The sequence below is a fragment of the Hamadaea sp. genome, from assembly GCF_013362815.1.
In the GTDB taxonomy this organism is placed as follows: domain Bacteria; phylum Actinomycetota; class Actinomycetes; order Mycobacteriales; family Micromonosporaceae; genus Hamadaea.
This window is the reverse complement of sequence record NZ_JABFVK010000089.1, coordinates 24,695-46,093: the sequence shown is the minus strand read 5'-3', so window position 1 is coordinate 46,093 and position 21,399 is coordinate 24,695. Positions and strand designations below refer to the sequence as shown.

Here is a 21,399-nt window from a genome sequence, read left to right as displayed (position 1 = left end):
ATGGATTGCGGCGCGCCCCGCTGCTCGCGGCGGTGATCGCACGGCACCGATTCCTTGCGGATCGACAGTGTTGGGTTCCGTCTCCTGCTGCACAGGCAGCGGATTAGTGACGGAGCGTAGCGACGCGAGGCATGCTTGACAGAGCTCGGCGGTACGCGTCCTCCTATCAGCGGAGTTGGGCGAGGCGTACGAGCTTGCGGCTTCGGCGGCCCCAGTCGTTCCGCTGCCGCCCGGCGTACCAGCGATAAACCAGAGCACGGGCGCGCCGGCGCTGGTCCGGCTCGAGGTCGTCGAGGGAGTTGACCCACCGCATCAGTTCGACGCCCTGCAACGTCGTTGCTGCGTGCGCCGTCCATCCGGGTACGCCAAGACGGCGCGCCAACACCCGGCGGCTTTCGCCTCGCCAGCCTCGTCGTGCCAGTACCTCGCGAGTGTGGCCCCACGGCCCGGCGAGCGCCATTTTCGAGGCGAAGACTTCGTCCTCACGGAGCATGTTCCGGCGCGGAATCGGGATGATGGCTTCGCGGCGCATTAGCCCGTACAACGGGTCGATCAGCTGATAACCGCTGTTGAGGAGCCTCAGCATTTCGGCCAGGCGCTCGATCGGGTCGTCGGAGGTCAGTGCGGTGCCGTGGTAGGGCGTCGTCTCGCTCGCGCCGTTCTCGAGATCGTAGAGCACGCCCATCGTGACAAGGACCAGCCGATCATCGGCTTCGAAGACCTTCAGGCACGAGGAGAGGCAGTTGGGCGCGAGCCAGTCGTCGTCACCGACCCAGCGGAAGTAGGTGCCACGGGCCTGACGTCCGGCGAACACGAAGTTGTTGAGTAGGCCGATGTTCTCCGGCTGGCGGAAGTAGCGGATGCGGTCATCGGCCGAAGCCAGATCACGGCAGACACTCTCGGTGTCGTCGGTCGAGGCGTTGTCGGTGATGACCAGCTCAAGGTCGGAGTGATCCTGGGCCAGGATCGAGTCCACTACTGCCGTGATGCGCTCGGCCCCATTGCGGACGGGCAGGCATACCGAGATCAGCGTGCTACTCGGCGGCATGAGCTTCCTTTCCGGAGGCGGGGCGCAGCATGCGGCGTACCTGGCTGAGGTCGACCGCTGTCACGGCGTACGCGATCAGGCCGGCGATGCCGCCGACGAGGAGTGCGACCAGCGGAACGCCGAGGAAGTGTGTGGCGAGCCAGGCCAGCACTCCGGCGAGGAGACCGCCGAGCACCGGACGAACCAGTTTGGGCAGGACCGGTCGCAGGCGTACGCCGAGTCGGTGCAAGGCGATGATCGTTGTCGGCAGGGCGACGAGCACGGCCGCGGCGGCTTGCGCGATCGCAGCGCCGGCGATTCCACCGCGATCGGTCGCGAGAAGGAGAACCGGGATCAACGCGGTTGCCCAGATCAAGTAGAGGCGCAGCGCCGCCTTGGTCGCGCCCGAGCCGATCAGGATGTCCAACGCGAATCCGGTCAGCACCCGGACCACAGTGAGGACCATCAGGAAGGGCAGCACCGGAGCGGCGGCGGACCATTTCACGCCGTACAGGACGGCGATCAGCGGGTTGGCGAGAATCGCCATGAGCACCGCGACCGGCACGAGGACCGTGACCAGAATCGGCAGCGACGCCTGTACGCCGGCCGAGAGAGTCTCGGTGTCCACTTCGGATAGACGGGAGAAGCCGGCGACCGAGACGTATCGGACAGCGGTGCTGAGGATGCTCAAGGCCCAGGTCGAGATGTTGAAGGCGAGCAGGTAATAGCCGAGCTCGGTGGCCCCGGTGATGTGGCCGACGATGATGTACGCCGCGTTGATCAAGATAGCTTCGACGCCGAGGCTGGCCGCGAGCGGCAGGCCGAACGCCAGGAGCTTCCGGGCGATGGCGCGGTCGAAGCCGATCCGCAGTGGCAAGGCTGTCCACACGAAGACGAGTACGCCGGTGATGGCGGTGCCGGCGACGAGGCCTCCGGCGAAGGCGTACGCCCCGGCCCCCGACACGGCGAGTGCGATCGCGACAGCTGCGTTGACGAGCATTCCAACGAGGTTCGCCTGGATGAGCTTGTCCTGCCGGAAGGTACGCATCAAAGCCGCGCTGCGGACGGCGGTGGCTCCGTCAATGAGGATGACGACCGTGAGCAACCGGATCACGCCTGTTGCTTGAGGAACGGCGGACACCTCGGCGATCACCGGCGCGGCAAGCCAGAATCCCAGATAGATCACCGCGCTGAACGCAATCGCCATGGTCGTCGCGGTCGCCGAGATCTCCTCCAGCTCTCCGCGCCATTGCACAGTGGCCGCGATGAGGCCGACATCGTTGATGACCATGACCAGCTGCATCGTGGCGAAGGCGACCGCGAAGACGCCGAAGTCGGCCGGGGCCAGCAGCCGTGCGAGGGCCAGTCCCAGTGCGAAGGAACCGGCCTTGTTCAGCAAGGTCCCGGCCAGGCTCCACTTCAACCCGCGCGTCGCCTGCCGTCCGATCGATTGGGTGGCGGATTCGGCGGTTTCAGTATCCTCAGCGGCGATGTCTGCGGTAGTCATAGCGTCGCAATTCTCCCGGGCCAGTCGCTCCGGCCGTCCGGACTGACGGATGTGCGACTAGTTCTGCGGCGGAACCGGGCTGCCGTCATCCCATTTGTTGTTGGCCCACCGATTTCCGGTGCCGTTGACGTTGAAGCCGGTGACCGCGCCGTAGGCGGCGCACTTGCGATTCGGGCCGCGTTGAAAAACGTTGTTGGTGATGACGACGTACGTGGCGCGTGGGTACGGCTTGCTGGGCGCGTCGCCGCCGTAGAGGCAGTAGGACGAGGTCTTACTCCACGGGAAGTAGTTGCTGTCGATCACGACGTCGGTGATGGGGCCGAAGTCGCCCAGGAGAGCTAGATCGGCCGTGCAGCCTTCCCCGGGGGGAGCGGTCGGCGGATCGCAGGCGATCGTGTTGTGCCTGATCCGGATGTTGCGGCCGCCGTTGGAGAGGAAGCCGTCGAGGTGCCAATTGGCGTTGTCGGGGATGAGCTGGCTGTGCAACCACGAGTCCTCGACGGTGCAGCTGATCGCATGTTCGCCGCACTGCACGCTGGCCCCGCCGCCGCGTACCTCGGTGCGGATGACCTTCATGTTGCCGTAGCTCACCGCGGGATACTGCCGCAATCCGGCGTCGACCTCGGAGTCGACCAACGTGTACGACCATTTGCTCGATCCGGAGGCGTCAGTGTCGAGGCTTACGGCACCGTTGATCTTACTGCGCTTGATGGTCACGTTCGCGGCGCGAATGTCGAGGCTGTCGCAGTTCACGGTCTTCGCGTCGATGACGGTTCCCGCCGACGTGATCGTGCACGGGCCGGTGTAGGTGGTGAGCTTGGTGCCGCTGGGAACCCCGGTGTTGGCGGCATTGGGCCAGGGTCCGCCCGCTGCCGGGGGAACCGCCGACGAAGGGCTGGGCTTCGGCGTGGCGGTAGCGGAGAGTGACGAAGACGCGGAGGGGGCTGGTGTCGCTGAGGCCGACGATGGGTCGGACCCTGCGCCAGAGGAAGCCGGACCAGATGCGGAGGCGCCGGTGTCCGCTCCCGTGTCGTCGTCCGGCCGTTGGACGGCGTACGCGACGCCGATCACCCCGATCACGACGAGCGTGATGCCACCGGCCAGAACCGCTCGGCGGTACCGATCGAACCAGCGGATACGACGATGGGGTGGCGGTTGCGGCGGGCGCACGGCGGCCACGATATCCCCCCGGCAGATCGACGACGCCGGACTGCTTGTCCGGCGACTTAGGAAACTACATCGCAGGCTTCGGGGTACACGTCCAGCCGAAATCCGACAGGAAAGAATGATCATGATGAATTGCTGGTACGGTCGGCGACGTCATGTCACCCCTTAAGCCGCAGCGGACTCCGCGCCGTCTTTGGTGGGCGGTTGCTGCCGCCACCGCTGGGACGCTGCTCCTCGGCGCTGGCGCATACGCGCTCACGCGTTCGTCGTCCGGCCTGGAGGCCTCGCCGTCGACCTCAGCAGCGGCCAGCGATCCGGCGATCTCGCCGTTGTCACCGCCGTCGCCGAGTATCAGCGCGAGTCCGTCCCTCACGGGAGCACCGTCTCGATCACCATCGAAGTCTTCGGCCGCGAAGCCAGTGGGGCCTCCGGTTGCGGCGGCCGCGGGCAAGTCCTGGCGGCTGGCCTTCAGTGAGGAGTTCACGGGATCTGACTACGACCACGGCAAGCTGAGTCCGTGCTTCGACTGGAACACCGGCGACTGCACGTCGACCTTCAACAACGGCCGTGAGCACTATCAGCCGTCGCAGGTGACGGTCTCCAACGGGACGGCCAAGCTGACCGCCGCTCCGCTTTCCCCGGCGTTCGCTGATGACGCGTGCCAGAGCGGGAAGTGCACGTACAAAGCGGGTCTGTTGTCGACGGCCCGGCCGAGCGCCCAGAACGGAGCGAAGTACCTCTACGCCTTCACCTACGGCTACGTCGAGGCGCGGATCAAATTCCCGGCGACTCAAGGCTTCTTCACAGCCTTCTGGATGCTGCCCGCGAAGACCGACTACCAGTATCAGACCGAGCTCGACATCCTCGAACTGCTGGGCGACGACCCGTCGACGATGTACATGACCTACCACTACGCCGGTCGTGATACGTCGTACACGCCGAATTCCGGCAAGCACAACAACGGTGCCTGCGCGGTCAAGGACTACTCCAAGAACTTCGTCCGGATGGGCGTCGACTGGCAGCCTGACCACATCGCCTGGTACATCGACGGAAAGAAATGCGGGCAGTTCACGAACAAGGCGCAGATCGCCAAGGAGCCGATGCAGCTCATCTTGCACATGATGGTGGACAACGACTGGCAACGACGCTGGAATGTCGGCCTGAAGGACCCGACCCTGACCCGGCGGCTGGAGGTCGACTACATCCGGGTCTTCCAGCAGGTTTGAGCTAGAGCCGAGCGAGGACGGCGGCGGCGGCGATCGGGTCGCCCCCGAGGTGGAACTGGTTCAGGCCCAGCACTTCCCGCCATTTGTGCAGCTGCTCCGCGCAGTACGCGGCCGGCCCGTGCAGGACCGCGGGACTGGCCGCCAAGACCTGGGGATCGACCCCCTGTGCGAGGCTGGACGTCCACCGTTGGGCACCCGGTACGTCGGTGACGTCGAGCGACAGCACGCTGAGCTGGAAGTCCAGTTCGGACGGATCGCGACCGGCGGCGACCGCGCCCGCGCGGGCCCACGCGATCTTCTCCGCGACGCGATCCTCGGTCAGGTCGAGCACAGCGGCACCGGGAGCGGCCTCCGGCTTCAGACTCGGGTTCACCCCGACGATGTCGGCCAGCCGCCCGGCCAACCCCAGTACGCGACGGCTCCCGCCGCCGATCAGGATCGGCGGATGCGGCTGTTGCACAGGTTTGGGCAATCCGTCGAGGTCGGTGATGCGGTAATGCTCCCCGGTGAAGGTCAGCGGTTCCACGCCGAAGAGCCCCTTGACGACCTGCACCGACTCGGCCAGCCGCGCTATGCGTACCCCTGGGGCGTCGAGCGGAAGACCCGCGGCCTGATAGTCGCCCGGGAGCCAGCCCGCCCCGAGGCCGATCTCCACCCGCCCGCCGGACAGGACGTCGAGCGTGGCCATGGCCTTGTGCAGCAGCACGGGATGGCGGTAGTCGTTGCCGAGCACAAGGCTTAGCACGCGCAAGGTGGTTGTGGCCTCGGCCGCCGCGGTCATCGCGACGATCGGCTCCATCAGCCACCCCTGGGTGAAGTGATCGGAGACAGCGACTGTGTGAAAGCCCAGGTCCTCCAGGCGGCGCAGCTCGTCGCGCCAGTGCGGCGGAGCAACAGTGAGGCGCGGCATGGGGGCGAGGAAACGGAACGGGCGGGTCACCGCGTCACCTCCGACCGGTACGCGCCGCCGAGGAACCAGCGCGGCGTCGACGTCCTGATCTGCGGTTCGGGATGGGTGAGTCGCCAGGCGGCGCCGCAGAAGCCAAGCGAGAGAGCCATGATCACCGCATAGGTCGTGAATCCGAGTGAGTCGAACGTCCCAGCGACGAGCAGCGCCATGAGCTGCGTGGACAGCGCGACCGTGCTGAAGTGTCTGTACTCGTCGGTGGTCGCGCGCTTGAGCGCCCGATATGCCAGGACCATTCCGGTGATGTGGAGAGTGGCCAGTGCCACCACCCCGAGGACCCCGTTGGTCAGAAGCGTGACCAGCCATTGGTTGTCGAGGATTTGATACTGCGGAGGCAGCCACGTGCCGGTGCCTCTACCAAGCCATGGATGTTGCCCGACGTATGCGAAGACCATGGGATAGCGCTCATAGCGGGCGGAGACCGACGTATCGGTCCCGGCATCGGAGAACATCGCGAAAATGCTGCGATAGAGTCCCGGGCTCACCGCCGCCAGAACGCCGAGCATGATGACGCTGAGCACGGCCACGTTGAAGCGCATTCGCCAGTTCCAGACCGGGAACAGGCACAGGAACATGACGCCGATCGCGAGGATTCCGGTACGCGAGATCGTCGTCCCGACGCCGGCGGCGATGACTCCTGCCGCCAAGAGTGCCAGCTGGCGATGGCGGCGGCGCTCGGCGAACCGGGCCACGTGCACGGCGTAGGGGAGGACGAAGGCGAGCACTGTCGCGAGCTCGATGTAGTGCGCGGTCGTGCTGGCGACCCGGTAACTGCTGCCTCGTGCCATGAAGCCGAGCGCATCAAGCTTCGACTGCAATCCCGGTATAGCGATGTACTGGGTGACATCCAGATGGAACACGTACTGCATCAGCCCGATGATCGCCATCACGGTGGCGACGAAGACGAGCACGTTCACGACGACTCGGATGCGTTGCCAGTTCGGCAGGCCATCGGCGGTCATCAGGATGACTCCCGCCAGTGCGCAGAAGAAGAGCAGCGCTCGGTCGGCGCCGTTCGCCTCGATCGTGGTCAACCCGCGGATGAAGCCGACGGCGTAGGAGATCAGCACGCTCATCATGAAGAAAAGCAACGCCCAGCGCAGCGGTTGCGGTCCTCGCATGGACAGATGCGTGGTGAACCGGGAGATGAACCACCAGCCGAACAATCCCAAGGCCACGATGATGCCCGGTCGCCCGAGGTCGGTCATGCCGGGCACGATCAGGTTGAACGGGATGAGCCCGATCGTCACGATCACGAGGCAGAGGACCAGCGCGGCGTCCACCTTGCCGACCCGGCGGCGAGTGGCGTACGTGCGCCGGGAGACGAGCGACGGTTCCAGATCCGCTCGGTGGCCGGCGACGTCGGTCACTTGCCGCTCGGCCAGGCCGTCGGTCACTCTTTGCTCGGCCAGGCCGACGGGCGCGGGATCTCCACTCCGTTCACGGGAGTGAACGACGGAAGCACCAGCGTCGCGTCTTCGACCTCGGGCTTCTCCTCGTCCTCAGTGGCCTCCGCGATGTCGGCCGGCTCGATCACCTGGTCGACGGTCCGGTAGACCACCGTTTGATCGGCGCCCGACCAGGCGGACCCGTCCTCCGGCGGAGAACCGCCGGACGGTCCGGCCGTTGTGATGGCGCGGGGTCGGTAGAGCGTGCCGACGCTGCTCAGCCGAACGCCGGAGGCCATGCCGACGGCGCGTTCCCGGGCTGCGGCCAGGTCGGCGGCCGACATCGTCCCGGCCCGGCGGCGAGCCCGCGAGCGCAGCAGCGCGTCGAAGCCGACGGTGGCGGCCACGGTCAGCATCAGACCGGCGACGAACACCGCGACCAGTGCGCGCTTGACGTTGGAGTTCGACTTCTCGACGTTCGTCCCCCGGTCGAGGCGACGGGCGGCGATGAGGTCGGCGTCGATCACGCGCTCGTTCTTCTGCAGCGTGGTGACGCTCTCGGTGTAGCGGGCGACCAGCTCGTCGGCGGTGCTGGAGGCCTGCGCCTTCGACTTGCCGACGGCCTCGATCTTCACCATCGGGCTGTCGCCGCCCATTTCGAAGGTGAAGGAATCGGTGTAACCCGCGGCCTTCATCGACTCCACGACGGACTGTTCCTGCACAGTCACGATGGCGGCGTTGCCGAGCGTCTGCAGACCCTGGCCCAGCCACGGATTCACCTGTACGCGAGCCGGTTCGCCGACCTTGGCCGGCACGGGCGTCGCCGGCGGCACGAGCTGGACGAAGGCGGTGGCGACGTAGTCGGGCTTGATCGCGCTGAAGGTCAGAACCGTCAGCCCCGTGGTCAGCAGCAGCATCGGCACGGCGACAACCCAGTTCCGGAAGAGCACCTTCGCGAGGTCCCAGAAGTCCACCGTCTTCCTTCCATAGATCGGCATAGATTGAATCAGGTCGCATCCGCGAGCGGCGCTGCTTGCGTCTTGGGTCGCGGCCGAGGTGAGCGGGTGTTCAGCAGCTCGATCGTAGATGAGCGGGGCCCATGATGGCATGGCCCGACCAGGCGTGAGGCAATCTTGGCCGTGTCGGCTTGCGGACATTCGGTCCGCCCGATTCGCCGATGGCCCGTTGAGACGACGAAACCCCACGATCTAACGGTCCCGGTCGGCTGTGGCCCGACCTGAGCGAAGAACGATAGGCGATTCATTGCACAGCTCAGATGCCCTCGATGCATCGATCACCATGATTAACGTGCACGGTGTCGGGCCGACCGACCGCGTCCTCGCGCCCGGCGAGGACCGCACGTGGGTGAGCGTGGCGCAGTTCGAGCAGATGCTCGACCTGGCGGTTCAGCGTGAGCACGTCCGGATCACCTTCGACGACGGCAACGCGTCCGATCTGGAGATCGCGCTGCCGCGGTTGCTCGAACGCGGGCTGACCGCCGAGTTCTTCGTGCTCGCCGGGTTGCTGGGCGAACCGGGCCGGCTCGACGCCGACGGCGTACGCGAGCTGGCCAAGGCCGGGATGCCGATCGGCTCGCACGGCTGGGCGCATCGGGACTGGCGGCGCATCGACGACGTCCAGGCGCAGGAGGAGTTCACCGAGGCCCACCGGGTCATCGGCGAGATCGTGGGCGAGCCGGTGACGACGGTGGCCATCCCGTTCGGCTCCTACGATCGGCGGGTTCTGCGGCGACTGCGGCAGACCGGGGTGAATCGCGTACTCACCAGTGACGGCGGAACGGCGCGGACCTCGGCGTGGTTGCAGCCGCGCAACAGTCTTCGGCACGACATGGACGCCGTTTGGCTTACCTCTGTCATCGACGGTCGGCCAGCTTTTCAACAGCGCGCGCGTTCCTTCGCGGCGCGTGCGGTGAAGAGGCTGCGCGGCGGGCCTCCCATGATCAGAGTCAATTCTGCGGTGCCATCACCCCACGAAACTGACTCTGATCATGAAGGTGTCAGCGAGAAGAGCGCCCGATGAGGATCGCCGTCGTCATCGTCACGTACAACAGCGCAGACGTCCTCGCGGGCTGCCTGCGCTCGCTCGAACACCAGCGGGGTGTCGAGATCGTTTCCGTGGTGGTCGCCGACAACGCCTCCCGGGACGACTCGCTGGCCGTCGCGAAGGACGCCGATCTGCCGGTCATTCCGCTCGCGGTGGGCCGTAACGGGGGGTTCGCCGCCGGGATCAACGCGGGTGTCGCCGCAGTGGACGCCGCGTACGACGCGGTCATGGTGCTGAACCCGGACTGCCGGCTGCGGCCGGACACCCTCGCCCGGCTCGCCGCGACGTTGCAGCGCGCCTCCTGCGGGATCGCCGTGCCGAAGCTGCTGAACTCCGACGGCTCGTTCCAGCCGTCCCTGCGGTACGCGCCCACCCTGCGAAGGGCGTTCGGTGAGGCGTTCCTAGGCCGGGCGGCCAGCCGTCTGCCCGGGTTCGGCGAGCTGATCACCGATCCGCGTGAGCGCGACCTGCCCGGCGCGTACGCGTGGGCGACCGGAGCGGCGATGCTCATCTCGGCGTCGACGCTGCGCGAGGTAGGTCCCTGGGACGAGAGCTTCCTCCTCTACAGCGAGGAGACCGACTTCGCGTTGCGCGCCGCCGACCACGGCTGGACCCTCTGGTACGAGCCGTCCGCCGAGATCACTCACATCGGCGGTGAGCAGCAGGTCAATCCCACCCTCAACGCGCTCAGCGTGGTGAACAAGGTGAAGCTCTACCGCCGTCGCCACTCGGCGCTGGCCGGTGGGGCGTACTTCCTGATCGTGCTCGCGGGTGAGGCGATGCGAGCCGCCCTCGGCCGGCGGCGTGCGTGGGCGGCTGTCGTCGCCCTGGTGCGGCCGTCCCGCCGACTTCGAGCGCTCGCCACCTGACCGGGCAGATCTGGGGGGAACGGAAATGCCGATCACGAATCTGAGCTTCGACGAGCTGACCGCGCGGCAGCTCGACGCCTGGCATGCCTTGCGGGCGGCGAATCCACGGTTGGACAGCCCGTACTTCCATCCGGGTTTCGCGGCGGCGGTGCACGCTGCGGGCGTACCGGTGCGGGTCAGCGTCGTCATGGACGCGTCCGGCGAGGTGCAGGCATTGCTGCCCGCGCATCGGGACGGCGCGGAATTGCGGCCCGTCGGCTGGCCCGGTGCGGACTTCCAGGGCCCGATCCACGCGCCCGGCTTCCGGTTCGCGCCGCTCGATCTGCTCACCGATGGGGTACGCGGATACGCGTTCGACCATCTCCTGGAGTCCGGTGACGAGTTCACGCCGTGGATCGAGTCCCGGCGTCCGTCGCCGTTCCTCGACGTCACCGGTGGTCTCGACGGTTACCTGGGCCGGGTGTCCAGCAGCGGCAAGAGCAACATGGGGCAGGCACGCCGGCACACCGCGAAGGCGGAGAAGGCGTACGGGACGGTGCGGTTCACCGCCGACGTCGTCGACGATGCGGCTCTCGACCAGCTCATCGAGCTCAAACGCGGTCAGTACGCCGCCACCGGCGCACCCGACTACTTCGCGGATCCGCGCCGGGTGGAGCTGTTGCGGTCGTTGATGCGTACGCGGACCCCGGAGTTCTCCGGCGTTTTGTCGACTTTGCACGCCGGGCAACGCTTGGTGGCAGCGCATTTCGGACTGCGTTCGCCCGGCGTACTGCACTGGTGGTTCCCGGTCTACGACCCCGAGTTCGCCCGGCTGGCCCCCGGCTGGATGTTGCTGCGCGAACTGGTGGCCGCCGCGCCCGGCCTCGGCGTCGACCGCATCGACCTCGGCCGGGGTGAGGACGAGTACAAACGCCGGGCCAAGACCGGCGAAGTCTTCGTCGCCCAAGGTCTCGTCACCCGAAGTTCGGCCCGCCGCGCGCTGCGCCGCCTGCACGGCACCGTCGTCGGCGCCGCCAAGTCGTCTCCGCTCGCTCCCGGTCTGCGCCGCGCCGTCCGGGCTTTCAAAGGGACTGCCGTCTCGAAGGAAGGCAAGTGATATGAGGATCAGCGTCATCGGCCTGGGCTACGTGGGCAGCGTCTCCGCCGCCTGCCTGGCCGCGCGGGGCCACGAGGTGGTGGGCGTCGACGTCAGCCCCGTGAAGGTGGAGCTCATCAGCCGGGGCCAGGCGCCGGTCGTCGAGGAACGGATCGGTGAGCTGACCGCCGAGGTGGTGGCCTCCGGGGCGCTGCGGGCGACGGTGGACCTCGCGTCGGCGATCCGGGCGACCGACGTGTCGCTGATCTGCGTCGGTACGCCGTCCGCGCCCAGCGGCAGCCTCTCGACGGAGTACCTCGAACGAGTGTCGACGGAGATCGGCGAGGCGCTCGCCGAGCTGGACCGCTGGCACACCGTCGTCTTCCGCAGCACGATGTTGCCGGGTACCTGTGAGTCGCTGCTCGTCCCGCTGCTGGAGAAGTTCTCCGGACTTACCGCCGGGGTCGACTTCGGCGTCGCGTACAACCCGGAATTCCTGCGCGAGGGCTCGAGCGTCAAAGACTTCCTGGACCCGCCGAAGACCGTGATCGGCGAGTACGACACGGTGAGCGGCGACGTGGTCGTGGCGCTCTACGAGGGTCTGCCCGGCGAGGTCTTCCGGGTGCCGGTGGCGGTGGCCGAGATGGCCAAGTACGCGGACAACTCGTTCCACGGCCTGAAGATCGCCTTCGCCAACGAGATGGGCGCGATCTGCCGGGCGCTGGGCGTCGACTCGCACCGGATGATGGACGTCTTCCTCGCCGACCGCAAGCTCAACATCAGCCCGGCCTACCTGCGCCCGGGGTTCGCGTTCGGCGGGTCCTGCCTGCCGAAGGACCTCCGGGGCCTGGTGTACGCCGCCCGCCGGGCCGACGTCGCGGTCCCGCTGCTCTCGCACGTGCTCCCGTCGAACGAGGAGCACCTGAAGCGGGCGGTGGAACTGGTCATGAGCACGGGGAAGCGCAAGGTCGGACTGTTCGGGCTGTCGTTCAAGCCGGGCACCGACGACCTGCGCGAGAGCCCGCTCGTCGAACTGGCCGAGCGGCTCGTCGGCAAGGGCTACGAGCTGCGGATCTACGACGCGAACGTGGCTCTTTCCCGGCTCGTGGGAGCCAACCGCGAATACATCGACAGCCACCTGCCGCACCTGGGTGAGCTGCTGAGCGACTCCGCCGACGACGTCCTCGACTTCGCCGAGGTGTGCGTCGTCGGCTTCGCCGACCCGGCGCTGAGTCCGGTCCTCGACCGGGCCGGCGACCGGCCGATCATCGACCTCGTCCGCCTTCCCGACGCGGAGACGCGCCGGGCGCACCCGGGATACGTGGGCCTTGGCTGGTAAAGCGCTCATCCTCGTCGAGAACCTGTCCGTGCCGTTCGACCGGCGCGTGTGGCAGGAGTGTTGTGCCCTGCGTGACGCGGGCTGGACCGTGAGCGTGATCTGCCCGATGGGCACCGGCCGCGACACAGAGTCCTATGTGGAGCTGGACGGCGTACGCATCCACCGGTACCCGTTGAAGGCGGCGACCGGGGGACCGCAGGGCTACTTGCGGGAGTACGGCGCGGCCTTGTGGCATACCTTCAAACTGGCGCGCAAGGTCGGCCCGGTCGACGTGGTGCACGCGTGCAACCCACCGGACCTGTTCTTCCTGCTCGCCAAGCGGTTCAAGCGGCGGGGCGCCCGGTTCGTCTTCGACCAGCACGACCTCGTTCCGGAGCTCTACGAGTCCCGGTTCGGCCGGGGCCGCGACTTCCTCTACCGGGTGGTGTGCTGGCTCGAACGGCGTACCTATCGGGCGGCCGACATCGTGATCGCCACCAACGAGAGCTACCGGCAGGCGGCGCTCACCCGCGGCGGCAAGCGCGAGGACCAGGTCTTCGTCGTCCGCAGCGCGCCCAAGGTCGAGCGGTTCCACCAGGTGCCGGCCGAGCCGGAGCTGCGCAAGGGCAAGCCGTACCTGCTGTGCTACCTCGGCGTCATGGGACCGCAGGACGGCGTCGACTACGCCCTGCGGGCACTGGCGAAGCTACGCGACGAACAGGGGCGGACCGACTGGCACGCCGCCTTCGTCGGCGGCGGCGACACCTTCGAGGCCATGAAGGAGCTGGCGGTCGAGCTGGGCCTGGCCGACGACGTGACGTTCACCGGCCGGATCAGTGACGAAGACCTGCTGCGTTATCTGTCCACTGCGGACGTATGTCTTTCGCCCGACCCGCTCAACCCGTTGAACGACGTCTCCACGATGAACAAGATCATGGAGTACATGGCGATGTCCCGCCCGATCGTCTCGTTCGAACTCCGCGAGGCGCGGGTGTCGGCCGGTGACGCGGCGGTCTACGCCCCGGCCAACGACGAGTCGGAGTTCGCCAAGCTCACGGCGTACCTCCTCGACTCGCCGGAGGACCGCGAGCGGATGGGCGAGATCGGCCGGGCCCGGGTCGCCGGTCCGCTGTCGTGGGAGCAGTCGAAGATCTCGCTGCTCGCCGCGTATGAAGCGGCGGTGGCGGGGCTAACCGTTCCCCGTCCCCGGGTGCACGCGACTGCTGAGATCCAGACCCCACGTCGTTCCGCCTCGCCGGCCGCGCAGGATCGTCCAGCCCCGGTCGAGGAGCAGGACGGCCAGGTAGCAGCCGGCATCCAGCGGGCGTACCTCGCGTCGCGCAACGAGCGAGAGCAGGGCTCGCGGTCCGAGACGGCCCTCGGCGGCGACTCGGCCCAGCTCGGCGAGCTGCCGGTTGCCGGCCCGGACGCGGACCCGGCGACGCAGGTACGCGGAGACGGTCCGGGCCGGGCGCACGAATGAGCGCGCCTGCCGCACCACGACGCGTTCGCCGGGAGTGAAGCTGTTATGGACGTAACCATCGTCGGAGAGCACCTCCGGCATCGGGAAGACCCGGGCGTGGCCCGCCTCGGTCAGCACGTAACAGCCCGCTCCGGCGAGCGCCCGGGTCGGCGCCATCAGCCGGTCGTGCACCGTATGCACCCGGCGCATCACGAAACCCGTCCCGTTCAGGTCGAACTCCGGGGCGGGGGCGCAGGCGAGCACACCCTCCTCGGCGCAGGCCGCGACGAGTGCGCGGACGGAGTCGGCGGTCAGGCGTACGTCGGCGTCGAGGTAGATCCGGGGAAACGTCCGGCACTCCCGATCGGCGAGGCCGATGGCGTGCACCTTGCCCGGCACGGGCGTCTCGACGACGCGTACGCCGGCCCGCCGGGCCGCAGCGGCGGTCTCGTCGGCGCACGCGTTCGGGACGACGATGACGTCGAACTCGCCCGGGGCCGAGTCGCCCAGGAGGATCCGCAGGTTCTCCTCGATCACGGCCGCCTCGTTGTGGGCCGGGATCACGATGCTCACAACCGCTTCGCTCACGCACCGAGGATAGGGGCCTAGCCCGGCCCGCCGCGCCGCCCGGAACCGTCGGCAACCCGTCAGTCCGCCAGCAGAGGAGATCGCGAGATGACCGCGCAGTCCGTGCGCACCGTGCCCGCTTCCGACGCCGGGCCCGAGGCCGCCGACCGGCCGCGCCGGGACCGGCTGTCCGGGCTCGACGGCATCCGTGGTCTCGCCGCTCTCTTCGTCGTGCTGCACCATTGCTACCTGGTCAGCTTCGGGGGCTATCCGAAGATCACCGGGCCGGGTTGGGCAGGCTGGCTCATCTACGGTCATTTCGCGGTGGTGGTGTTCATCGTGCTCTCCGGCTTCTCGCTGGCCGTCTCGCCCGCCCGCCACGATTGGCAGCTCGGAGGCAAGGCCCGGTTCGCCTTCCGCCGAGCCTGGCGCATCCTGCCGCCGTACTGGGCCGCGCTGGCGTTCAGCCTGCTCATCGCGTGGACGATCGTGCCGCAGCCGGGGGAGGGCGAGCCGACCGCCAAGTCGGTCGCGGTCTTCGGCCTGCTACTCCAGGACGTCGTCGGATCGCCCAGTCCCAACGGCGCGTTCTGGTCCATCGCCGTCGAAGCCCAGCTCTACCTCGTGCTCCCGATCCTGCTCGTGATCATCCGCAAGGCGGGGACCGCCACCATGCTCGCGGCGGTCGCGGTCCCGGTCCTGCTCGTGGGCATCTTCGCGCCGAGCGTCTCGCTCGTCGCCAAACTCACGCGCTTCACGCCCCAGTTCGCGATCCTGTTCGCGGCGGGTGTCGCGGCCGCGGGGGTCATTGCAGCTTCTGATCGTGTACGCCGAATGCCGTGGCACTGGTTCGCGGGTGTGGCCGCACTTCCCGTCATCGGCATGATCGTCGTCAAGGGTTCGGAGTGGACGGTCGAGCACTTCTTCTGGGTGGACGTCTCGTTCGGCCCGGCGACCGCGATGTTGCTGGCGGCGGTGGCCGTCCGGCGTCCCCGGCCGTTGGTACGTTTCCTCGACACCCCACCCGTACGCGGACTGGGCTCGTTCTCCTACAGCCTTTACCTGATCCACGCCCCGATCGTGGTGGCCGTCGCCGATCAGGTGGTCGATCCGCACATCGCGCCCGGAGTGCCGTCGTTCCTCGTCACGCTGGCGGTAGCGGCTCCGTTGTCGGTGCTGAGCGCGTGGATCTTTGCGTCGGTGTTCGAGATCCCGTTCCAGCGTCATCGGGGCTGGCAGGAGCTGAAGGCGGCGTACTCGGGTCGAGATCGACTCCGTCCATGAGGGCGAGCAGCGTCGTCAGTGTCCCGACGGCGGCGGCGAAGACAAGCGCCCGGCTGATGCTGAATCCCGAAATCCCGGTGATCAGCAGACCGACGATCACCGCGGCGACCAGCACGCCACCCGCCACCGCCACGACGCGTACGCCGCGGGGCCGGGTCGTCTGGCGTACCCGGCCGGTCCGGGCGAGCAGGAAGACGGCGGCACCGGCGTAGGCGAGCACGATCAAGTCGCTGCCCAGGGTGTCGCTCGGCCGGTGCCATCCGGCGGTGACGGTGGCGACCCCCATTCCGAGCGACCACGGGGCGAGCACGACGGCGGCCATCAGCCGATATCGGGCCGGCACGACGAGCACCACTCCGGCAAGAATCGCCATTGCCGTCGCGGTGTGCCCGCTCGGAAAGCTCTGGTCCTCTCGGCGTACGCCCCCGGCCAGCAGCACCGGCCGGGACACCACCTTCTGCAGCACCTCCGTCGTCAGCGCCGACGCGGCGATCACTGCGGCTGCGAGCCCGCCGAGACGCGTACGCCCCCGGACCACCCCGAGGACGAAGACGCCGACCAGAGCCACCGCCAGCGTCTTGAGGCCGACCGTGCTGAGCAGGCGGATGGCCAGCGCGGCCTGATCGGTGCCGGGCATCTTGGCGGCGGCCGCCCCGAGGACGGCGTCTTCCAGCGACTGTCCAGTGTGTGTCCACAGTGCTGTCAGGTAGACCAGGCCGAGCAGCGCGGTGCAGGTCAACCCGACGATCGCCGAGCGTCGGGCGAGCCTGCCGTCCACTAGCGCGGCGCCGGTGCGGCGGCCTCGGTGTCGGCCGCCTCCGCTTCGGCCTTCGGCTCCGCCTTCAGCTCGGCTTTCGCGTCGGACTTCTTCTCCGCCTGCTTGTCCAGCTGAGGTGGCGCCGACTTCTTCGGCGTCTTCGAGGCCAGGTCGACCGTCTGCTCGGCTTCTGCCGCAGCGGTCGTGATGACGGTCGTGGTCTCCGGCTCGTCCGCCTTCGCGGGTGCGGACTCGGCCGTCGGCACTCGGAGGACCGTCGTCTCCTCCGGGTCGGCTTGCGGCTGAGCCACCGCAGGCTGGGCCACCGCAGGCTGGGCCACTGCAGGCTGGGCCACTGCAGGCTGTGCCGCCTCAGGCTGTGCCGCCTCAGGCTGTGCCGCCTCAGGCTGTGCCGCCTCAGGCTGTGCCGCCTCAGGCTGTGCCGCCTCAGGTTCTGCCACCGCAGGCTGGGCCAGCTCGATCCGAGTGGTCTCCTCGATCTTGGCGGCTTCGAGTTCGGCGGCTTCGGCGCGGGTGGCGGCCAGCCGGCTCTCCGCCTCAGCGGCGGCGCGTTCGGCGTTCTCGGCGTTCTGCTTGGCCGCCTTGGCGTTCTGATACGCGTCGTGCAGCTGCCGGCGCGCGCCTTCCAACTCGGTCTGGGTCTCGGTGAGACGGGCCGTCGTGTGGTCGGCTTCGGCGCGGGCGGCGGCGATCTTCTGCTCCAGCTCGACGAGCGTGGCCTGCGCGGCGGTGGCGGCCTGACGTTCCGCCTCGGCCAGCTGCGCTGCGCGTACCCTCTCCTGTTCGGCAGCCTCGGCGCGCGACTTCGCCTCCGCGACCTCGCGCTCGGCGGCCTCGCGAGCTGCGCGGACGTCTTGCGCGGCGGCCTCCTTGAGCGCCGTGATCTCCTGCGTGGCCTGAGTCCGCAGCGCGGCGAGCTCCTGCTCCACGGCCGCGCGCTGGTCCGCCGCCTCCTTCGCCGCACGATCGCGGAGGTTGGTGGCCTCCTGCTGGGCGGCCGCGAGCGCCCGGGCTGACGCGGTCCGTCGTTCCTCGTCAGCGCGCTGCTCGTCGGCTCGCCGGGCCGACAACGCGGTCTCGAAGTCGCGGATCGCGGCGGCGGCGCGCTCGCGGGCGTCGGCCAGTACGCGCTCCGCCTCGCCATGGACGTCGGCGGTCTGCCGGTGCGCCATGCGCGTGATCTCTTCGGCCTGCTCCTCGGCGAGTTCCAGGATTTGCCCCACCCGAATGCCGAGATGCTTGAAGGAGACCTGAGCCGGTAGCTGCGACTTGCGACGGAGGTCGGCGAGCTCGTCCTGCAGCAGCTGGACCTGTCCGGCCAGCGCCTGGACCTGCTGGTACGCCTGCTCGCGTTCGGCGGCCAGGGTGGCGATCTCCGCCTCGGCCTGCGCGACGTAGTCGTTGACCTGGCTCTTCTTGTAGCCCTTCAGCGCATCGTCGAAACTGGGCTGACTGGCTACGCCCTCACCGAGCGCGAAAAGATCTCCGCCTTGCGACATGTGCCCCATCCTCACATGTCTCGTCCGCTCTCGCACCACGCCCCACCGCAGTCACAGCAGATCCGCAGGAAACCCTTGAGCCACAGTGGATACGTTTGATCGGGCCCGCCGGACGAGAATCGCCTGACGGACCCGATGTGCCCCGGTTGTTCAGGATCAGGCCGAAGCCTTCTCCTCCTCGGACTTCTTGCCCTTGTCGGCCGGCGCCTGCACCGGCACGATGCCGGCCAGACCGGACAGCATCTGACCGAGCTGCGAGGTGACCGCGTCCTTCTGGCGGGTCAGCTCGTCGACCTCGCGGCGGGCCGCAGTCGTGGTGAGCTCGGCCTCGTTGCGGGCCTCGGTGACCATGCGGTGCGCCTCGGCCTTGGCCTCGCCGACGGCCTTCTCGGCCGCAGCCTTCGCCTTCTCGACGGTCTCGGTCGCGCTGCGCTCGGACTCGATGCGGCGGGTCTCCGCGCGCTGCTCGATCTCCTTGGCGCGGTCCTCGGCAGCGCGAGCGCGCTCCTCGGCCTCGTTGACCATCTTCTGCGTCGCGGCGACCTGAGCGGCGTGCCGCGCAGACTCCTCGCGCTCGGTCTTCTCGCGACGCTCGGCCAGCTCGAGCTGCAGCGCCTGGAGGTCCTTGTCGCGCTTGTCGCGGGCGTCGGCGAGCATCTTGGACGCCTCGGCGCGCTTCTCCTCGGCCTCGCGGGACGCCTTCGCCCGCAGCTGGGTGATCTCCCGCTCGGCGGTGGCCCGGAGGGTCGCGACCTCGCGCTCGACGGTGGCCTTCAGCTCGGCGACCTCGTGCGCGGTGGCGGTACGCAGCGCCTTGGTCTCCCGCTCGGCGTCCGCGCGCAGCGTGTCGGCCTCGCGGCGAGCCTGCACCCGAACCTCGGCGGCCTCCCGCTCGGCGGCGGTACGCACGTTGCCGGCCTCGCGCTCGGCGGTCGCCTTCATCGCGGCGGCCTCGGCGCGGGCCTTGTCGGTGATCTCGCGTGCTTCCAGCCGAGCGGCGGACAGGATGCCCTCGGACTCCCGCTTGGCCTCGCCGCGGTGGTCGTTGGCCTGCTCCTCGGCGAGCCGCAGGATCTGCTCGACGCGAGTGCCCAGGCCCGACAGGGTCGGCCGGCTGTTCTCCTCGAGCTGCTTGTTCGTGTCGGTCAGCTTCTGCTCGACCGAGTTGAGGCGCTGCTCGGCCTGGCGAAGCCGGCGCTGCGCGTCGTTCATCCGCTGCTCGGCCTCGGTGCGGGCCTGCTCGGACTGGATCAGCTGCGCGTTGATACGGCCCAGATGGGCCGTGACCTGCTCACGGTCGAAACCGCGGAGCACGACCGTGAAGTCTGCTTGAGTGTTCGCGCCGTCGAAGAAGGCGACGTCAGATTGCGGCTGGGGCATTGGGACATCCTGACAGACGTACCCCGGTGCTTCGCAAGAGCATGGGGCCTGTTTCGCCGACAAAGGCATGGTCAACTTGCGGGGCTTGCTGTATTGGCGGCGTTTATTCCGATTTGTAGCAACTTGCTAGGGACTCACGGGTGACGAAAAGCGGCGCAGGCGCGCCGTTGCGCCTGCGCCGGGTCACCCGCTCGGAGGAGGTCACGCTGGTGTGGTTTACGCGCCACGGAAGCGGTTGATCGCTTCTTCGTGCCGTGACCGCTTCTCCGAGTCGTAGATCCCGAGCCCCTCTTGGGGAGCCAGAGCGAGTACGCCCACCTTGCCCTGATGCGTGTTGCGATGCACCTCGTACGCCGCCTGCCCGGTCTGCTCAAGAGTGAACACCTTGGACAGTGTCGGGTGCACGAGACCTCTATCGATCAAGCGGTTCGCCTCCCACGCCTCGCGATAGTTCGCGAAATGGCTGCCGACGATCCGCTTGAGGTGCATCCAGAGGTATCGGTTGTCGTAGTGGTGATCGAACCCGCTGGTCGACGCACAGGTCACGATCGTGCCGCCGCGCTTGGCGACGAAGACGCTGGCCCCGAAGGTCTCCCGGCCGGGGTGCTCGAAGACGATGTCAGGGTCGTCGCCGCCGGTCAGTTCGCGGATGCGCGCGCCGAACCGCTTCCACTCGTTCGGGTCAGGAGTGTTCTCGTCCTGCCAGAACTGGTATCCCTCGGCGCTGCGATCGATGACCAGCTCCGCGCCCATCCGCCGGCACAGCTCGGCCTTCTGCGGGCTGGAGACGACGCACACGGGGATCGCTCCGCCGTTGACCGCCATCTGGGTGGCGTAGCTGCCGAGGCCGCCGCTGGCTCCCCAGATCAGCACGACGTCGCCCTGCTTCATATCGGCGCCGTGATGCGACACGAGTTGCCGGTACGCCGTCGAGTTCACCAATCCCGGTGACGCCGCCTCCTCCCAACTCAAATGGGCCGGCTTCGGCATGAGCTGGTTCGCCTTGACCACGGCCAGCTCGGCGAGCCCGCCGAAGTTGGTCTCGAACCCCCAGATCCGCTGCTGAGGATCGAGCATGGTGTCGTCGTGCCCGGCCGCGTCCTCCAGCTCGACGCTGAGGCAGTGCGCCACGACCTGGTCACCGGGCTGCCACTTCGTCACCCCCGGACCGGTACGCAGCACGACGCCGGCGGCGTCCGACCCCACCACGTGGTACGGCAGATCATGCCGCTTGGTCAGCTCGGACAACTTGCCGTACCGCTGGAGGAAGCCGAACGTGGACATCGGCTCGAAGATGGACGTCCACACGGTGTTGTAGTTGATCGCACTCGCCATGACCGCGATCAGCGCCTCGCCCGGACCCAGCTCCGGAGTGGCGACTTCCTGCACATGCAAGGACTTACGCGGATCCTTGTCCTTCGTCGGAATGTCGTCGAACATCGTCGCCTCGTCGGCGCGTACGACCACGCCGCGGTAACTCTCCGGGACGGCGAGCTGCCCGAACCCCTCGATCCGGCCCGCGCCCTCGGCCGCGTTGATCGCTTCCAGGATGTGGTCCATCTCCCGCTCCTTCGCCTGACTACCGGGGATGCTCCCGGGTGGGCCGTGCCGGATCTATGTGGGTCACCCCCTGAACGACCGTTGAGGCGGTGTTGTGCGGAGGTTACTGCCCAGTAGCTTCGGCCGGGAACGCTTCTGTGAAATAGTCCACCGGCTTTCGGCATACCGTGCTCGTCCGTGCTCGGTGGCGCGCTCCCGTGGGCGCTTTCGCGCTCCCGGCCCTTCCGCGCTCGGGGCGCTTCGGTCGGTGGTGCGCCATCG

The 21,399-nt window shown here is 68.3% G+C and carries 16 protein-coding genes and 2 pseudogenes; 7 read left to right on the top strand and 11 right to left on the bottom strand.

Annotated features, from left to right (window positions below):
* Positions 1-166: 166 nt before the first annotated feature.
* From HOV77_RS30610 to HOV77_RS30600, 3 genes are read right to left on the bottom strand one after another with little or no spacing between them, the layout of a single operon-like run.
* The gene (locus tag HOV77_RS30610) at positions 167-1,048 is read right to left on the bottom strand and encodes a glycosyltransferase family 2 protein (protein ID WP_290868484.1); all 882 of its coding nucleotides are present in this window, start codon (positions 1,046-1,048) and stop codon (positions 167-169) included.
* Entirely contained in the window at positions 1,035-2,534 is a 1,500-nt protein-coding gene (locus HOV77_RS30605; RefSeq protein WP_290868481.1) for an oligosaccharide flippase family protein, read from the bottom strand. The genes HOV77_RS30610 and HOV77_RS30605 overlap by 14 nt, the downstream gene beginning before the upstream one ends.
* Before the next feature lie 57 nt (positions 2,535-2,591).
* Positions 2,592-3,704: a hypothetical protein gene (locus HOV77_RS30600; RefSeq protein WP_290868478.1), complete on the bottom strand. Its 1,113-nt coding sequence runs from the start codon at positions 3,702-3,704 to the stop codon at positions 2,592-2,594.
* Positions 3,705-3,856: 152 nt separating this feature from the next.
* Here HOV77_RS30600 and HOV77_RS30595 point away from each other — a divergent pair, with 152 nt between their 5' ends.
* Positions 3,857-4,927, top strand: coding sequence for a glycoside hydrolase family 16 protein (locus HOV77_RS30595; protein ID WP_290868475.1), 1,071 nt, complete (start codon positions 3,857-3,859; stop codon positions 4,925-4,927).
* 1 nt (position 4,928) lies between these two features.
* Here the strand turns inward: HOV77_RS30595 and HOV77_RS30590 are convergent, their stop codons facing one another.
* From HOV77_RS30590 to HOV77_RS30580, 3 genes are read right to left on the bottom strand one after another with little or no spacing between them, the layout of a single operon-like run.
* Positions 4,929-5,867 (bottom strand): TIGR03621 family F420-dependent LLM class oxidoreductase, encoded by a 939-nt coding sequence (locus HOV77_RS30590; RefSeq protein WP_290868472.1) that lies wholly within the window; start codon positions 5,865-5,867, stop codon positions 4,929-4,931.
* A complete protein-coding gene (locus tag HOV77_RS30585) occupies positions 5,864-7,291 on the bottom strand; it encodes an O-antigen ligase family protein (RefSeq protein WP_290868469.1) in 1,428 nt (475 codons plus the stop codon). Before HOV77_RS30585 ends, HOV77_RS30590 begins: the two co-directional genes overlap by 4 nt.
* Positions 7,288-8,256: a hypothetical protein gene (locus tag HOV77_RS30580; RefSeq protein WP_290868465.1), complete on the bottom strand. Its 969-nt coding sequence runs from the start codon at positions 8,254-8,256 to the stop codon at positions 7,288-7,290. The genes HOV77_RS30585 and HOV77_RS30580 overlap by 4 nt, the downstream gene beginning before the upstream one ends.
* A gap of 325 nt (positions 8,257-8,581) precedes the next feature.
* Between HOV77_RS30580 and HOV77_RS30575 the strand changes: the two genes are divergently transcribed.
* From HOV77_RS30575 to HOV77_RS30555, 5 genes are read left to right on the top strand one after another with little or no spacing between them, the layout of a single operon-like run.
* Positions 8,582-9,322, top strand: coding sequence for a polysaccharide deacetylase family protein (locus HOV77_RS30575; protein WP_363261250.1), 741 nt, complete (start codon positions 8,582-8,584; stop codon positions 9,320-9,322).
* On the top strand, positions 9,319-10,215 hold the full coding sequence (locus HOV77_RS30570) for a glycosyltransferase family 2 protein (RefSeq protein WP_290868459.1): 897 nt from the start codon (positions 9,319-9,321) through the stop codon (positions 10,213-10,215). The genes HOV77_RS30575 and HOV77_RS30570 overlap by 4 nt, the downstream gene beginning before the upstream one ends.
* Before the next feature lie 25 nt (positions 10,216-10,240).
* Entirely contained in the window at positions 10,241-11,311 is a 1,071-nt protein-coding gene (locus HOV77_RS30565; RefSeq protein ID WP_290868456.1) for a GNAT family N-acetyltransferase, read from the top strand.
* Between the two features lies 1 nt (position 11,312).
* Complete coding sequence (locus tag HOV77_RS30560) at positions 11,313-12,629, top strand: nucleotide sugar dehydrogenase (RefSeq protein ID WP_290868453.1); 1,317 nt, start codon at positions 11,313-11,315, stop codon at positions 12,627-12,629.
* On the top strand, positions 12,619-14,091 hold the full coding sequence (locus HOV77_RS30555; protein ID WP_290868450.1) for a glycosyltransferase family 4 protein: 1,473 nt from the start codon (positions 12,619-12,621) through the stop codon (positions 14,089-14,091). The genes HOV77_RS30560 and HOV77_RS30555 overlap by 11 nt, the downstream gene beginning before the upstream one ends.
* A 207-nt stretch (positions 14,092-14,298) precedes the next feature.
* Here HOV77_RS30555 and HOV77_RS30550 read toward each other — a convergent pair.
* A pseudogene (locus tag HOV77_RS30550) lies at positions 14,299-14,634 on the bottom strand (glycosyltransferase); the annotation flags it as partial.
* A 111-nt stretch (positions 14,635-14,745) separates the two neighbouring features.
* Between HOV77_RS30550 and HOV77_RS30545 the strand changes: the two are divergent.
* Positions 14,746-15,921 (top strand): acyltransferase, encoded by a 1,176-nt coding sequence (locus tag HOV77_RS30545; protein ID WP_290868448.1) that lies wholly within the window; start codon positions 14,746-14,748, stop codon positions 15,919-15,921.
* Between the two features lie 196 nt (positions 15,922-16,117).
* On the opposite strand, the pseudogene HOV77_RS30540 reads toward HOV77_RS30545, so the two are convergent.
* The 4 genes and pseudogenes from HOV77_RS30540 to ccrA form a co-directional block, all read right to left on the bottom strand.
* Positions 16,118-16,558: pseudogene (locus HOV77_RS30540) on the bottom strand (phosphatase PAP2 family protein); the annotation flags it as partial.
* A 140-nt stretch (positions 16,559-16,698) separates the two neighbouring features.
* Positions 16,699-18,198 carry a hypothetical protein gene (locus HOV77_RS30535; protein WP_290868445.1) on the bottom strand — a complete coding sequence of 500 codons (1,500 nt, stop codon included), beginning with the start codon at positions 18,196-18,198 and terminating at the stop codon, positions 16,699-16,701.
* Between the two features lie 156 nt (positions 18,199-18,354).
* Positions 18,355-19,578: a cell division protein DivIVA gene (locus tag HOV77_RS30530; protein ID WP_290868442.1), complete on the bottom strand. Its 1,224-nt coding sequence runs from the start codon at positions 19,576-19,578 to the stop codon at positions 18,355-18,357.
* Positions 19,579-19,794: 216 nt separating this feature from the next.
* Positions 19,795-21,138, bottom strand: coding sequence for a crotonyl-CoA carboxylase/reductase (gene ccrA, locus HOV77_RS30525; protein WP_290868440.1), 1,344 nt, complete (start codon positions 21,136-21,138; stop codon positions 19,795-19,797).
* Positions 21,139-21,399 lie beyond the last annotated feature (261 nt).

Bases quoted from the DNA above. Each gene is read 5' to 3' on its own strand.
- HOV77_RS30565 (WP_290868456.1), top strand. From the start codon at position 10,241: ATGCCGATCACGAATCTGAGCTTCGACGAGCTGACCGCGCGGCAGCTC.
- HOV77_RS30595 (WP_290868475.1), top strand. From the start codon at position 3,857: ATGTCACCCCTTAAGCCGCAGCGGACTCCGCGCCGTCTTTGGTGGGCG.
- HOV77_RS30530 (WP_290868442.1), bottom strand. From the start codon at position 19,578: ATGCCCCAGCCGCAATCTGACGTCGCCTTCTTCGACGGCGCGAACACT.
- HOV77_RS30535 (WP_290868445.1), bottom strand. From the start codon at position 18,198: ATGTCGCAAGGCGGAGATCTTTTCGCGCTCGGTGAGGGCGTAGCCAGT.
- HOV77_RS30545 (WP_290868448.1), top strand. From the start codon at position 14,746: ATGACCGCGCAGTCCGTGCGCACCGTGCCCGCTTCCGACGCCGGGCCC.
- HOV77_RS30570 (WP_290868459.1), top strand. From the start codon at position 9,319: ATGAGGATCGCCGTCGTCATCGTCACGTACAACAGCGCAGACGTCCTC.
- ccrA (WP_290868440.1), bottom strand. From the start codon at position 21,138: ATGGACCACATCCTGGAAGCGATCAACGCGGCCGAGGGCGCGGGCCGG.
- HOV77_RS30560 (WP_290868453.1), top strand. From the start codon at position 11,313: ATGAGGATCAGCGTCATCGGCCTGGGCTACGTGGGCAGCGTCTCCGCC.
- HOV77_RS30610 (WP_290868484.1), bottom strand. From the start codon at position 1,048: ATGCCGCCGAGTAGCACGCTGATCTCGGTATGCCTGCCCGTCCGCAAT.
- HOV77_RS30575 (WP_363261250.1), top strand. From the start codon at position 8,582: ATGATTAACGTGCACGGTGTCGGGCCGACCGACCGCGTCCTCGCGCCC.
- HOV77_RS30605 (WP_290868481.1), bottom strand. From the start codon at position 2,534: ATGACTACCGCAGACATCGCCGCTGAGGATACTGAAACCGCCGAATCC.